This window comes from Paenibacillus sp. FSL H7-0690, from assembly GCF_037980415.1.
Classification (GTDB): domain Bacteria; phylum Bacillota; class Bacilli; order Paenibacillales; family Paenibacillaceae; genus Paenibacillus_AQ; species Paenibacillus_AQ odorifer.
The window spans coordinates 1,777,395-1,792,325 of the sequence record NZ_CP150281.1 but is presented as its reverse complement, the minus strand read 5'-3'; the positions used below and the strand labels follow the sequence as shown (position 1 = coordinate 1,792,325).

Below are 14,931 nucleotides of genomic sequence, written 5' to 3'. Positions count from 1 at the left end.
TCACACCGTTATTTCTCCACCGGGATACAGCGTCGAGTTGTACAATCTTTTAGGGTGAGGTAACGATTTCTCAGAGGCACAGGTACTAATATCTATCCACTCGCTTGAATATACCGTTGCGGACTCATCATTATAAATTACAACCTGTTCCCTGCCACATCCCAGAAGATCGCCGTGAACGGCATAACCTTCCTCCTTGAATTCAGCTACAACCCGCATATGTCCATCGTACAAAGCAGGATATACTCCGCCTCCCCGGCGGTACGCGAGAATATAATCCGGAGAACCAAATTGCCAGTTACTCACGGCTTCAACTATAGTCAGCCAACCGTCGCTTGTACGTTCTTCTTTCCACAGTTCCTTGCCATTACAGTCTAGAAGAAACAACGCATCCTTGCCCTTCAGCCCTTTGCCGTCATCTTCGCGGATCATTCGGTCCAGCCCGGCAACCTGAAGACCAGGCAGTTCAGGCCGGAATCGGCCTAACGCCAGATGCTGTGACTCGATGGAGCCGTCATAACGCCAAAGCTCTTGTCCGTCCCGGTCATACATCACCGTTACGCTTCCGCCGACAACCAGTTCAGGATAGCCATCTCCATTCACATCGCCAACCCAAATACAGTCCGCATGGTCGTCAAGATCATGGCAGCTCCATAATAAATCACCTTTAGAATCAAGCAGATCATAACCTGCCATCACTTGATCCTGTCCATTTCCATGAAGATCGTGAACCCACGGATAATGTCCTACATTGCCTTTATGCGTCCATAATAAATTGAAATCCTGATCCATGGCCCACAGTTGATGATAACGGTCCTTCAGAATAATGTCGGAAGCGTGTTCTTGCCCTGTTAGATTGGCAATGATAATGCAATCATGTGCATGTTCTGCCGGTAAGTCGTATATGGATTTAACCATTCCTGTTGAACCTTCAAGAATATGAAACCGTCCATCCATTACACATAATACTTCCAGCGCCCCATCACCATCTAAATCATAAATTTGCGCTGGATAGTCCGAGCCTTGGCTGCCAGCGTCAGGATCGGGTGTGCCCACCTGCCACAGCAGCTTGCCATCCATATCAAAAGCAGTCAGGCATTGCACCTGATGGGGAATATAACGTACATCCTGGCGATTATCCGGCTGAACCAGCAGCATTTCCGCACGTCCATCCCCATTCAGATCGCCAATAAGCATTTTGCAGCGTGGACCGGCAGCGGAAATATCTACTTTTGCCAGCTGATAGACTAATTGTGTGTCCTTCGTTTTCATTAGAATCCTCCTGTCTTCTCTCTTCGATTAGATCTCCGGGAAACGGACGGTTTGTCCGCCTGCTACTTCTATAATCAAACCGTCGATTTCCAGCCAGACAGATAGCGCTCCCGGATTATATACAAAATCCCGAGCAGCGGAGAAAATAAGGGCTTCACAAGCCTTCATATAATGAACGAGTTCAATATTTGTCGCGTACCAGATTTCCTCTAGTCCTCCCACTGCTTCACAGAAGCTTTCCATCAGCTCCCAGTTATTATCGTTATCAAATTCATAACTATGGCCCCACACATACATCAGATATAAATACTGCCGTTTATGCAGCTTCACGAACTGCTCCGCATGCTCCAGCAAATGATCATTATGATGGCAAGTCCCCCGCCATTCCAGCCAATCCTCCGGCAGCCCAAAGCCGCCGCCAGTGGTCTGTACCACACGGGCATATTCCATGCCTAAATGAGGCAAAAGCTTCTTTATCTCCTTGTTAAAGGAACCGTTAGGATAAGACATTCCCCGTATCGGCACCTGGAGCAGCGTCTCAAAACACTTTCGATCCTCCATAATCTCATGGATGATTTGCTCCTGCGGACAACGGGCCATCGTCGGATGGTGTTGCGTATGAACAGATACCTCATGTCCCTGGTACAGCTCAGTTATTTCATCTGCCGTAATACGATCACCTTCACCCAGCAGGCCAGAATTGAGATGAAATGTTCCTCTAATCCCATGGCGGTTAAATAGTCCTACCAATCTTTCGTCAGCCCGTCTGCCGTCATCATAGCTCATTGTAAGCGCCTTATGTCTGCCCTCAGGGTAACAATAATAAATAATAGACATCAATCTGAAGCCTCCTTCGCATTACTGTCCAAAAACCGTCAGATTTGAGTATTCAGCCATCAGGGGTGCCATCTGTCGAAACCCAATTTTCCCGCCTGTCAGTAGCGGCCCATAGGTTTCACCATCATCTATCCATGTAAAAATCGGCAGTTCATTGATTGCAAAAGACAGCATAGGACCACGCTTTACCACTAACATCCGGTAGGGCTCAGTCATGTCGCTTACGTCCGGAAGCGGATCAGCTGCCTGCGCAACCAGATGAAAACCATAGCTTTTACGCAAATTACAGGTATGAAATTCACGTTCTTCCACCCAACGCCTGCGAAAATACGAGATATGATACGTATCTATCTGCCCGTGATGGTATTGATCATATTCACCCGTACGGCGAGCAAGCGTGGAATCAAATAAATCCTTCCCACCCTCTCCTTTGGCCGCGATAAACAAAATCGCCAACCCCGGCTCACGCAATGGGCGGAAATTCCAAGATACGGCGAGGTCTGCCGGGAACTCTTCTGGACACCAGAGAACGACATTTGCTTGTTGTCCGGCCCTTGCATGGATAGTACTCTCCAGTCTCATTCGCTGCAAAGGGAAGGAAACCGCTCCCGCTCCCTCCATCTGGAATCCAGCGATATCACTAGTTGAAGCGAGGGGATTATGGTAGATTGGTTTCCATGCTTCAGGGATCAAACCACCTATACCCGTGTCCTGCATCGGCCTAGCCATAAAACATTCCTCCCCACAATGAAGCCTTTAATTCGCGCGTTCCGGTAAAGCACTACCGATTAATTCCAAGGCAATGATCGTATTTAAAGACCACTGCGAGGCTTCATTTGTATTCATCCAATCGATCTCATTTAACTCAGTCATATAAGTGACCTGATCAGCTTCCTCCTGTAGATTCACACAACCAAACGGATTCTCCAGCAAAATCGACCAGCACCGCTCTGCCGTCGCTGGATCCTTGCGGTAATATGCTCCATATGCAGCAATGGCTACACTGAGTACAGGATGCTCAAAACGGAGTTTTCCTGAAATCAACCCTCCTGTAAATGCGTCCTTCTCTTCTTGTGGCAAATTATAAAATACGCCGAACTCAGCCAGCATATCTTCCCAGTCCGGGTCCTCCAGCATTGCCGCCAGCTCGAACCACACCTGCGGACCTCCCATGCTAATCGCTAGATGACGCCCCCAGTTATCGTCGCCCATTCCCGACAATAGGCCAGTTGCCGGATCATAACCATATGTGGGACCAGATAATAGCCGTAAATTTGCCCTTTTGATACAATCCATGCCTGATATAATCTTGTCACGATAAGCGGTATCCTCGAACCGCTCCCAGCGGGTCATCCAATTAGAGCTAAAGGCCGCCCAGTCCGGACCGACCCTAACATGAGTGGGGAATTCATCCTTCGGAAAATACGCCCGCATCGGGTCCAGAGTAACTGTTGAATAATCAGCATCCTTTACACTGTCCATAATATCGCCGACCCGCTCGTCTCCGGTCAGATAATAATAGTAGCGATGCAGACCCGCCATGGCGATACGAGCCTCTTTGCAGCCGCAGCCCCAGTGGATGACATTATGCCGCGAGCCTAGTCCGGCGTATTCGCCAAAATGATATACATCTACCTCACTCGTATGCCTGGTCATAGCTTCGGCCATACGGAACACATCCGCTCTCCCGGACCGGAGAAACGTTACCCACAACCACATATTTGGCACCAGCTCGGAATTCTGCCAGGCGCAGCCGCCAAGATCATAGTTCCATACATGTCTGACCGGATCGTAGCTGTGCATGAAATCTCCATAGTCCCAGAATCCATACCATTTGCGCTGCTCGATCTCTTCCTGGTAAAAGGAGATGATCCCGTCCAGTCGCTCTTCCAGATATGCCTTGGCTGGCGTGCTCCGATCAGGCAAACTCCAGAAACCAAAAGCACCCGCTTCATGATAATAAGTTGGTTCGCAAACCAGCAATGAAGGTTCTTCAGCTTCTGCCTGCATCCGCTGCAACAATTCAGGCCCGGGAGTCTGCGCCGTACACCAGAATGTTAGCTCGCTAGTATTAGCGATACCAAATGGAGTGGCCCGTAATTCTTCTGCACCTTCATACGAGGATTCCACATGTGTTTTCGTATCATAATGCCGCAAGTCCATAGCTGCCGCATCAGGTGACCAGAACCAGACAGTAAGCGCTGCCGCGTCAGTGGCAATGGAACCAATCTCCATTCCTGCCGGATGCTTACGCCAGAAATTCTTCATCCCGATTGCTAGCCCTCCGCCCTCTGCCCCAACATAACCAAGCCCACCTGCCCGGCGGCCTTCTGCTGCCTTGATCCAAGCGCAGCCATCCTCTGTCCGTTTCCAGATCCCATAATGCTCGGAAGAATCTTGAACCAGCCGAAAGCTGCCCCAAGTGGCGGAGTCATCCAATAAATTAAGGAAATAGGCATCCTCTTCTGGATTAAATTTCACAGCACATCCTGCTACCTGATCGAGGAATAAATCACGGTACTTACCTTTGGTTCGCCGTGTATGCAACGTCTTAGGAGACTCGCTAAACAAGCCGCTATCTCCGGCAAAACGAACATGGCAGTTGTAAAGAGGTCCACGCAGCGGCACTGTGAATTCTATTCCCAATCCTTTAATAAAATCCTGCTGTGGATTACCGTCATAATGAAACGTATGAACTAATCGAATAGACTCCAGCCCAGCATAAAAATATAAACGTAACGTATAGGGAAGCCACTCACGAGCACTGTGCGAAGCTTGGTGAAGTCCATCTAGCTTCACCACTGCGCGAACAGGTCCGCCCTGTTCAAGGATGGCCCTTAACGTTCGTCCTGCGAATCGCTCCTCACGTATGCTCAGGGTGCCAGCACCCTCATCTCTCTGTTCACGTATACATACAAGCTCGCCATTACTGCATACTTCGGTTCCTTCCGTGTCCGCCGGATTTCTGCGCACAATACTGCGGATAAGACCCTTCCCCTGCTTGTTAACCGTGCAAATAATAACACCTGTATCTATAATGAAAGCTTCCTCTGTTTCCTGCACAGTGAGTCGCTCAGTCACTTCCGTAGCTGGAGTCGCTTGATTTATTGTCATTGTCGCTAAGGAATCCTGCTGAATATCCGAATTTTTGTTTACTACCGAGTGCGTGGACCATTTGATGCTCCCGTCTGGCCAAAAAGCTGCTGGCCAGCTTTGCAGCGGCACATGCTTTTCGTTCTTCGGCATACTTAAGCAGAGATTCTTTAACGCTTCCCTGTCGAGCGCTCCTTTTTTCCAAGGAACCCCCCAGGTAACACCCACATCAATAGTGGGCTTTTTTAGCCAATGCAGGCCAATCGGCAGAGCCGTAGGCACAACAACCATCTCCTTCATACGTTCTTCGCCGCACGTCCTCTTTACTTTTAAAGAGCTTCATTATTATGGCTTAGCTCTCTATAGCGGCTTGGGGTTATTCCCTCTTGTTTCTTAAAAATCCGGTTAAAATAGCTATGCTGATAACCCACCTGTTCAGCTACATCGTTAATTCGCAGCGAGGTATCACGCAGCAGCTCCTTGGCTTTATCAAGCCGTAATTCGGTCAGATAATCGATGAAATTTTTCCCGGTGACCCGTTTGAATGATTTACTCAGTAAAAATGGGCTGATCCCTGTATAATCCGCACATCCATCCAGCGAAATATTATCCATATAATGCTCATTGATATACATCATGGCATGCTCAATCGTCCGTTTGATTCCGGCATCAGAACGCTCACTCAGCTCCGTCAGATACGGTGCGACTACCTTTTCCTGAAACCAGGCAAGGATAAGCTTCGGCTCATGAATTTGCGACAGTGCCGCGTACAGATTAGCCCCTTTGAACAGTTGGTTTGGATGAATGCCTGAGACCATAATGGCGTGCTGAATACTGCCTAACAAATGAAGCATGCCCTGCTGCACATCAATCACTTTTGCCCCATTGGCACACAGTGCCTCCAGAAATTCCTCCAACAGCCGGTAAGCCTCTTCCGCTTCTCCTGTGCGCAGGGCCTGAATCATTCCGCGCTCCAAAGTGAACGAATATTGCGGTTCTGGCGTACTTTGCCCCTCACGATCCAGTAGCTCCATATTAATAATCTGGTTCTCACCACCAAACTGGCGATAACTAGCGGCTTGCTTCGCAGCCTCGAACGCTAGCGGAATACCGGATATCCTTCCAACCGGTGCACTAAACGCCACTGTTACCCTCATTTTTAACATGCGATTAATCGTTCCTGTCAGTTCTTCGCTAAAGGCTTGCACCGCTTCCAGCGATGGATTCGCAACGGGTTCGATAAGAAGTAATCCTGCCGTGAGATCATGGAAATTGATAATATCAGCCTGCTTAAAGTGCTCGGCAGACAATTCTCCGATAATATTGACGGCGGCGAATGATACAAGACTTTCATCACCGTTGCGGAACTTCCCCTCCTGGCTGGAGATGCCTGTAAGCTGAATATAAAGAATAATATAATGACAATCCTCTACTTCCCACTTAAAGCGCCGCATCCGGCTTTGCAGATCCTGCTCAGAATAAGAATATAAATACCCCTGAAACAGCTGATGCAGAAAGCTTTCTTTCACATGTGGAAGCTGCTCGGAAAGAGTGTACTTCAGGGCATGGCTCTCCCCGTGCAAGTTCTGCCAATGCCGTTCAATCAGAATGAACTCATCCTCCCTACTCGCAGCCGCCGCTTGGTCAGGCAACAAAGTCTGCAGCAAACGTCCTATCGGTGAATAGATTTTACGGGAAGCAAACCAAGACAGAATCGCCGCCAGCAGCAAAGCACTAAAGCTAACTAAAAATATCAGTCTTGAAATGAAGACGACAGGTGAAGTTATGCTGGTTATCGGTGAAGCGGACACATAGAGCCAGTCTGCGGAGAGTCGGGAAAACTCACCATAAGTCACTGCATATGTAGCCTTACCCCAGTCGAAGAGAAAAGAGGACTCAAGATTTGACTCATGGTTCGCGCCCCGTTCCACAATCTCATTATGCAATGCGGTAAGTAAGGGAGAATCCTCGGCACTGTCTCCAGCAGATACGTACAAATCCCCCGTCGTCTGCAGCAAAAATGTCTCGCCGCTATTATAAGGTGTCATAGTTCGTAGCATCGCAGCTACTTTCTCCGTATCCATGCGGAGCAAAAGAGCCCCGAAGGGCTTCAAGCTTCCACCCGGAATATGATGGACAAGCGTTAATTCTTTGACATTTGGTTTATTGGGATCGAATGCCCACTGCGTCCAATAGGTGCTTTGTTCAGTATCAATCAATTTGTCATATTGACCAGAAACCATGCTGGAGTCAATCGTGCCATATTCGGGATTAAATAGTAATGGATAATCTCCTGATAGATAGAGTTCAACGTTACTCGTCATCGTGTTCGAGCCCTGCATCACTACGAGTGTCTTCGTAATATCCCAAGCCCGCTCATGATCTTGAATAAAATCAAGGCCATTCAAGCTGTAATCAAACTTGGGATCAAAAGCCCAATGTGCCAGCATCAGCTCCAGATTGGACAGCTGATCATCAATATTAGCCGCCCGCTGTTCAATCTGCCTGTTATGCATCTGCAGCAGCTCGCTCTCCAGACGTCCCCCTGCCATCCAGTAGACAAGCGCACCAATAATAAACCCCGGAATGGATGACACCACCAGCATAATGATCAGGTTTTTCCGATAATACCGGCCTTTACAGCCTGACCAGCCTTTTGTATAACGCTTCCATTTCGCCACATTTCTCATCACTATGCTCTCACCAGCCGAATCGGATAAATTTGAAGTGCAATCGAACCACATTCGTTTTGCTCCTCAGATCCTTTCCAGCCGGATAAAAGCACTAGGAAGGATCTAGTGGTCAGCCTTAGCGTATAATTCGTTCATTTCCTTTACTAAATCATCTCCACCTGTTTTTCTCCATACGTCAAATGCTGATTTCAATTCAGCTTCATCAATTTGTCCTACAATATACTTTATGCGTGCATCGTTAATTACATTGTCGAGTTGAGCACCCTTTTGCGAATATACTGTGGAAATAAAGGCCTCTGCCGGATTAACCACGATGGAAGCTTCATTTGCCTTTTGAACTTCAGTTTGTTTAAGGCGCAGCGGCGTTTGTGCTACAGTCTTGGACTTATCCTCAGGAATATAAGCCAATATTTGGTTTAGACCTTCCACTTCTGACTCCACAAGTACAGTGTCTTTGGAGCGTTCAATAAAACCATCCACCATAGTGTAGTGAGTACCTTCCAAACCAAAACCTAACATCGTTTGTAATTCCGGATTATTGATTTGATCTAGAAAAGCCAGTACCCGTTTCAGTTCTTCTTCGCTCTTCACAGATGATTTTGGAATAGCCAGCATGCCCGAGAAACCAGAGGTCGGCAATGTGTGTAGCTTGCCATCCGTACCTGTTACGCCCCCGCTTACATCTACATAATGTTTATCCGGTTCGTCTTTGCCTTCTTTTTCTAGCGCAGCGTGAATTTTATCATCCACCCGGGCGCCTGTATCGACCACATCGACGATTACTCCTGCCTTATTGTTCACGATCGGATCTGTCCATTTGGCACTGTCCATTACAGCAAAGTCGGAGTTGATCAATTTCTCATCATACAGCTTCTTCATGAACTTAAGCGCTTCCAAATATTCTGGATATTCATGCTCAGGCACCAGCTTGCCATCTTGCACGCCCCATTTATTCGGTGTTCCAAACCATAACTTAATGGTATCAAAACCGCTGGCCCACTGGCCGCTCCATTTGACAAGCACCATGCCATACGTATCCTCTTTACCATTGCCGTCTGGATCTTTTTCCTTGAACGCTTTCAGCATATTGTAGAAATCATCCACCGTCTGCGGTGTTTGCAACCCCACCTTCTCCAGCCAATCCTTGCGGAAAACCATACCGTTACGGCCGAGTACACGCCCCCGATAGATCCCGTAATTCTTCCCATCAATGGCCGAGTTTTTCAGAATAACCGGGTTCGCTTGGCTTAAATTCGGATAATCCTTAAGGTAAGGCCCTACTTCCCAGAATGCACCCGATTTGGCAGCGTTCACAAAACTAGAAGCCTTAACATCCCCCACGTAGATAATGGTCGGCAGCTTCCCAGAAGCTAGCGTAATATTAAATTTATCTGCATAAGATGCATTCGGGACCCACTCAAAGTGGATTTTTGTATTGGTCTGTTTCTCCAGTTCAGCAGCAACCGGACTGCCATCCTTCGGATAATTTGTTTTGAATATCGGCAGCATGAGGGTCAGATCCAGCGGGGACTCGCTTTTCTCTTCTCCAGTATTACTACTTCCCTCACTTTTGCTGTTAGAACCTGCAGATTCATTACCTGAGCAACCTGCAACAACAGTTGTAATCATCATAGCCACAAGTAAAAGTAACAACCAGCGCTTCTTTTTTACCGAACGATTAGCTTCCATTATTATACCTCCAAATTGGAATAAGTTAAGTTTGTTATCCTTTAACAGAACCCAGCATCACCCCTTTAGCGAAATGTTTTTGCAGAAATGGGTACACACATAAAATTGGTAGAGTACCTACTACAATAACCGCCATTTTAATCGACTGCTCCGGTGGCTGCACAAAGCTTGGATCCATAGAACTCATATCGCCAGCCGCAGATTGGGATAACATTACGATCTGTCGCAGCATCACCTGCAAAGGCCATTTTGTCGGATCCGTAATATAGAGCAGTGCCGAGAAGAAATTGTTCCAATGTCCCACAGCATAGAACAACGTAAATGTAGCGAGAACCGGTTTGGATAAAGGAAGGACTATCTTCCACAACAAGCCCAGCTCAGAACAACCATCAATACGCGCCGCTTCTTCCATTTCTATAGGCAGCTCCTGAAAAAAGTTTTTGACAATAATCAGGTTAAAGGCGCTAATTGCTCCCGGTAAAATAAGAGAATTGAGCGTATCCAGCAGATGCAGCTCCCGAATGACGAGATAGGTTGGAATCATTCCTCCACCAAACAGCATCGTAAAAATAACAAGGTTGAGTACCAAATTACGGCCCATCAGATATCGTTTTGCCATCGGATAAGCCATAGTTACCGTGAAGAATAAATTAACGACAGTTCCGATTACCGTAACATAAATAGAAACCCCTATACTGCGCATAATCGTATCTGTTGAAAAGATAAATCGGTAGGCGTCAAAAGAAATCGTGGTCGGGATCAGGAATACGGCACGTTTAGTAATTTCCGCATCTGTAGCGAAGGAGCCCGAAACCACAAAGAGGAAAGGGAGAATCGCTACGATCCCGATAATCCCTAAAAATATATAATTGAATATATCAAATGCAGTTCCACCCGTACTCTTGTATTGTTTGGCCACAGCAAGCTTCTCCCTTCTCAATAAAGTCCAGATTCACCAAATTTTTTGGCGATCCAATTCGTCCCGAGCACAAGCGTCACACCGATTATTGATTTAAATAATCCAACAGCCGTGCTGTAACTAAAAGCTCCCTGGGTAATCCCCAGTGCGTATACATAGGTATCGAACACCTCACCTACTTCACGATTAAGAGCATTCATCATTAAATAAATTTGTTCAAAACCGTTATCCAAAATCGTTCCCATCCGAAGAATAAGTAAAATAACGATTGTACTGCGGATAGCAGGCAACGTAATATGCCAAATCTGCCGCCACCGGTTCGCACCATCTACTACCGCAGCCTCATATTGCTCCACATCTACACCGGCCAGCGCTGCCAGGAATATAATCGTCCCCCAACCGCACTCCTTCCAGATCGTCTGGAGAATAATCAATGGACGGAACCAGTCAGGATTAGCTAGAAAGTCTATTTTCCTGCCTGTAAACGTATACAAAAACTCATTTACAGTCCCGCCTTCCGTAGTTAAAAATACATAGCTCATACTGGCCACAATGACCATGGATATAAAGTGCGGAACATAAATCATCGTTTGTATCGTCTTTTTATAGAAGGAAAGCCGTATTTCGTTTAGAAGCAGTGCCAGAATAATCGGCGCCGGAAAAAAGAAAATCAAATTATAAAACGATAACAATAACGTATTGCGCAGCAGCATAAAGAAATCAGGATTCTGGAAAAAAACACGAAAATGCTCAAAACCTACCCATTCACTTTTCTGAAAACCAAGAAACGGCTGGTAATTCTTAAAAGCCAGCAGCACGCCCCACATCGGAACATATTTGAAAACAAGAAAATAAAGGACTCCAGGGAGCAGCAGAATATATAACCATTTATCACGTTTAAAACGTTTCCATCTTCTTACCCGGATATTTCGATAGGTCTGCGGCTTTGGCTGTTGTTCTGAAGTTCCCGGAACTGTTACGTGCTTCATCCTGTTCACCTCCATTTGTCATGTACAGCTCGCGATTACTGTAGCCATGGATTACTGCAATCACCCTTACTGCGACTCCTATTATGCTGCTAGTGATTTTTTCCAGCAATCGGACTTTTTTGAACGCTTTATATAAGCTAAAAATTCCATTTTATCTAAAAAGTCCAAACCGCGCAAAAGTTTACTATTGTCCGTAAGACATTAAGCACCTATGATTCCAAGTGATGATTTCCAGCAAATATTTGCCTTAAAGGAGGAACTGAATTGAAGAACAAGCTATACTACGGTGCTGCTTGGTATCCCGAGCTATGGAGTGAAGAGGTGCTTGAGCAGGACATCCTTCTAATGAAAGAAACGGGGATTAATATCGTACGAATCGGAGAATTCATTTGGTCTGCTTTGGAGCCAGAAGAAGATAAGATTGATATCGGCCCCGTCGTGAAATATATCGAAAGGTTACATAGAAACGGAATTGACACAGTAATGTGTACGCCGACACCGACACCCCCCATCTGGCTTACTCATGGACATCCTGAGCGCTGTTATGTGGATGAAAGCGGAACGGTAATGGGACATGGAGCACGGCAGCATATTTGTACCAACAATCCTTATTTTCGTAAGCGGGCTGCCATCATTACGGAGCATATTGCCAAGGAGACCGGAGCACTGCCGGGGTTAACCGCCTGGCAGCTCGATAACGAATTCAAAGCGCATGTGGCGGAGTGTATGTGTGAGACCTGTAAAGACTTATGGCATATCTGGTTGCAGCAGCGCTACAGCTCCATTGAAAGGTTGAATGAGGCATGGGGAACAGCCGTCTGGAGCCAAACTTATCAACGTTTTGATCAGGTGCCACAGCCAGGACCCGCACCTTTCCTCCACAATTCATCCCTGCGGACGATGTACCGCTTATTTTCAATGGAAAAGATCGCTGAATTCGCCGATGAGCAGGCTGATATTATCCGCCGCCACTCCACTGCGCCAATTACCCACAACAGCAGTGTCGCTTTTCATCTAGATAATGAGCGGCTATTTCAAAATCTCGACTTTGCTGCCTACGACACCTATGCCTCACAGGAAAATATGCATGCTTATCTGCTTAACTGTGATCTGTGGCGAAATTTCAAGCCGGGAAAAGATTTCTGGATAATGGAGACCGGACCCTCGTTTGCCGCATCTCTAGTCAGTTTTGGTGTGCCCCATCCGAATGGATATCTGAAAGCAGAAGCAGTTGCCGCCTATGCGCTGGGTGCAGGTGCATTTTGCTATTGGCTCTGGCGCCAGCATACTTCCGGAAGTGAACAAACACATAGCTCGATCCTTAGTGCCTGGGGAGAACCAGCTCTAGGGTACGTTAATGTGCTGGAGGCCAATCAAGCACGGCGGGAAATTGAACAAATTATGCTCTCCACCCGGCCCCTTCGGGCAGATGTTGCGATCACCTATTCGGACAGAACCAAAGCTTATCTCGCAACTGAACCTCATCGGAAGCTAAATTATCGTAGTCTGCTGGGCGATTTCTACAAAAGAATTCTTCATATGGGCATTCACAGGGATCTGCTGCCCGAAGGCGGAGACTTAACCGGATACAAGCTGTTATTCACTCCATTCGTACATTATTTGTCCCCCGAGTATGTGCAAAGTGCCCTGGCCTTCACAGCAGCTGGCGGGATTTGGATTGTCGGTCCTCTTACCGGAGGACGAACGAAGGAGCATACCCTTCATACGAATGCCGGACTTGGGGAATTGGAGCGGTTAGCAGGCGTCAAAACTAAGTTTACCTATCCGCTGGAATCAACAGGCACGATTGGACACGCTTTTGGGGTATCTGCTCCCTTGTCCTTGTGGAGTTCTGTTTTTGAACCCGTTTCAGAGTCCGTTTCCAGTATCGGAATGGTTACGGAGGGGGTGACGCCGGGGTTGTCCTTCCTGACGGAGCAGCCTTACGGACAAGGCACTATTGTTATGCTGGGTTCAATGCCTGCCGGTGAAGAAGGCGACCTAATGTTATATAAACTCATTGATCATTATGCAGAACGTGCTGGTGTCACCCTACGCAGTAATGTCACTAAGGGAACCCTTGTCTGCCCTAGAAGCGATGACCAGGCTTCCGAAGTCTGGACCCTTGTAAATATGGATGGACACGGGGGAAGTCTCACACTCCCGCGGGACGGACATGATGTTCTCTCAGGCAAATCCGTGGCCTGCGGCCCCCTCTCCCTTGGTGCATATGAGTACCGAGTAATCCGGTTATAAATACTTATCCTTGCAGCATAAAAAGCCGCTAACTCCTTGGTCACCCAAGCGGTTAGCGGCTTCATTTCCGTTATTTCAACTTTTTATAACGCCTTTTTTAAGAATAACGTTCCCATACAACGCTTCCTCACCTGTAACTATCACTGCATAACTTTGCTTAGAACGGTTATAGAAATCAAAACGTTCCTCATGTTTAATCGTGGCTTCAGCATCATGTTTGGCGATGATAGTCTCGTATGTGGTCCAAATGACCGGCACAGTTGGATCTCCTGCAACCACTGCCATAAAAGCCACCTGTTGCTCTGCGTAATGATCCAGAGGTAACAACTCTAAAATGGCATCCAGCAGTTCGGGAATACCGATGCCATCATATCTCAGTACCCTCGGATTCAACGAATGTCCGGGATAATTCGCATCAGCCAATACAAGCTCATCCCCATGACCCATCTCCATCAGAATGCGTACCAGCTCCGGAGACAGCAGCTTAGGAATTCCTTTTAACATAAGGCACCTCTTTACTTCCCATAAAATGATCGCAACGCTACCAGCTCATCAATCCGATGCTGTGGCAATTCTCTCTCCCCGCCAATCATCCGGGTAATGAAGGTGAGCTTGGCGGTATACTCAAGCCGCTCCATATTCAGATATGCTTCCATAACATCTTCTCCCCAAGTAAGGGCTCCGTGATTCTCTAGCAGAACCGCAGTTTTTTTGCCCAGGAAAGGCATCAGTGAATCTGGAATTTCTTCCGTCGATGGTGTTCCATATTCCGCCAACGGAATATCTCCGATCATAATCACCGACTCTGGCATCATCATCTTGTCGAGCGCCTCACCTTTTATGGCAAATGCAGTAGCATACGGGGGATGTGCATGGACCACACCCTTCATCTCTGGCAGCTCATTATAAATTCTTAGATGCATTTTTGCTTCCGTTGAGGGTCTGTAGCCTTCAGCTGCTTCAAGGACTTCACCTTGCAGATTCACTTTTACAAGCATATGAGGCTCTAAATATCCCTTACTCACCGCTCTGGGGGTAGTCAGAATTACATTCTCTGATAAGCGAGCAGAAATATTCCCATCATTAGCCGCAATAAAATCTTTATTAAACAGGTTTCTCCCGATATCACAAATCTGCAAACGTAATTTTTGTTCCAAGGTATCCATAGGGTTTCTCTCCTCGT

At 47.1% G+C, this 14,931-nt stretch carries 11 protein-coding genes; 1 reads left to right on the top strand and 10 read right to left on the bottom strand.

Annotated elements, in window-relative coordinates; translation table 11 throughout:
- The 8 genes from MHI32_RS07905 to MHI32_RS07870 are packed head-to-tail and all read right to left on the bottom strand — an operon-like array spanning window position 1 to window position 11,492.
- Entirely contained in the window at window positions 1-1,272 is a 1,272-nt protein-coding gene (locus tag MHI32_RS07905) for a hypothetical protein (RefSeq protein ID WP_340012124.1), read from the bottom strand.
- Between the two features lie 27 nt (window positions 1,273-1,299).
- A complete protein-coding gene (locus MHI32_RS07900) occupies window positions 1,300-2,109 on the bottom strand; it encodes a polysaccharide deacetylase family protein (protein WP_076277107.1) in 810 nt (269 codons plus the stop codon).
- 21 nt (window positions 2,110-2,130) lie between these two features.
- Window positions 2,131-2,838: a DUF1961 family protein gene (locus MHI32_RS07895; protein WP_340012123.1), complete on the bottom strand. Its 708-nt coding sequence runs from the start codon at window positions 2,836-2,838 to the stop codon at window positions 2,131-2,133.
- 27 nt (window positions 2,839-2,865) lie between these two features.
- A complete protein-coding gene (locus tag MHI32_RS07890; protein WP_340012122.1) occupies window positions 2,866-5,502 on the bottom strand; it encodes a hypothetical protein in 2,637 nt (878 codons plus the stop codon).
- A 29-nt stretch (window positions 5,503-5,531) separates the two neighbouring features.
- Window positions 5,532-7,946, bottom strand: a complete 2,415-nt coding sequence (locus tag MHI32_RS07885; RefSeq protein ID WP_081390197.1) for a helix-turn-helix domain-containing protein — start codon at window positions 7,944-7,946, stop codon at window positions 5,532-5,534.
- Window positions 7,947-7,997: 51 nt separating this feature from the next.
- The gene (locus MHI32_RS07880) at window positions 7,998-9,584 is read right to left on the bottom strand and encodes an extracellular solute-binding protein (protein WP_340012121.1); all 1,587 of its coding nucleotides are present in this window, start codon (window positions 9,582-9,584) and stop codon (window positions 7,998-8,000) included.
- Between the two features lie 34 nt (window positions 9,585-9,618).
- Window positions 9,619-10,503, bottom strand: coding sequence for a carbohydrate ABC transporter permease (locus MHI32_RS07875; protein WP_076130713.1), 885 nt, complete (start codon window positions 10,501-10,503; stop codon window positions 9,619-9,621).
- A 17-nt stretch (window positions 10,504-10,520) separates the two neighbouring features.
- Window positions 10,521-11,492 (bottom strand): sugar ABC transporter permease, encoded by a 972-nt coding sequence (locus MHI32_RS07870; RefSeq protein WP_076142502.1) that lies wholly within the window; start codon window positions 11,490-11,492, stop codon window positions 10,521-10,523.
- A gap of 264 nt (window positions 11,493-11,756) precedes the next feature.
- Between MHI32_RS07870 and MHI32_RS07865 the strand changes: the two genes are divergently transcribed.
- Window positions 11,757-13,748 (top strand): beta-galactosidase, encoded by a 1,992-nt coding sequence (locus MHI32_RS07865; RefSeq protein WP_340012120.1) that lies wholly within the window; start codon window positions 11,757-11,759, stop codon window positions 13,746-13,748.
- A gap of 75 nt (window positions 13,749-13,823) precedes the next feature.
- Here the strand turns inward: MHI32_RS07865 and fucU are convergent, their stop codons facing one another.
- On the bottom strand, window positions 13,824-14,252 hold the full coding sequence (gene fucU, locus MHI32_RS07860; protein ID WP_076277110.1) for an L-fucose mutarotase: 429 nt from the start codon (window positions 14,250-14,252) through the stop codon (window positions 13,824-13,826).
- Between the two features lie 11 nt (window positions 14,253-14,263).
- Window positions 14,264-14,914, bottom strand: coding sequence for a class II aldolase/adducin family protein (locus MHI32_RS07855; RefSeq protein WP_038569477.1), 651 nt, complete (start codon window positions 14,912-14,914; stop codon window positions 14,264-14,266).
- Window positions 14,915-14,931 lie beyond the last annotated feature (17 nt).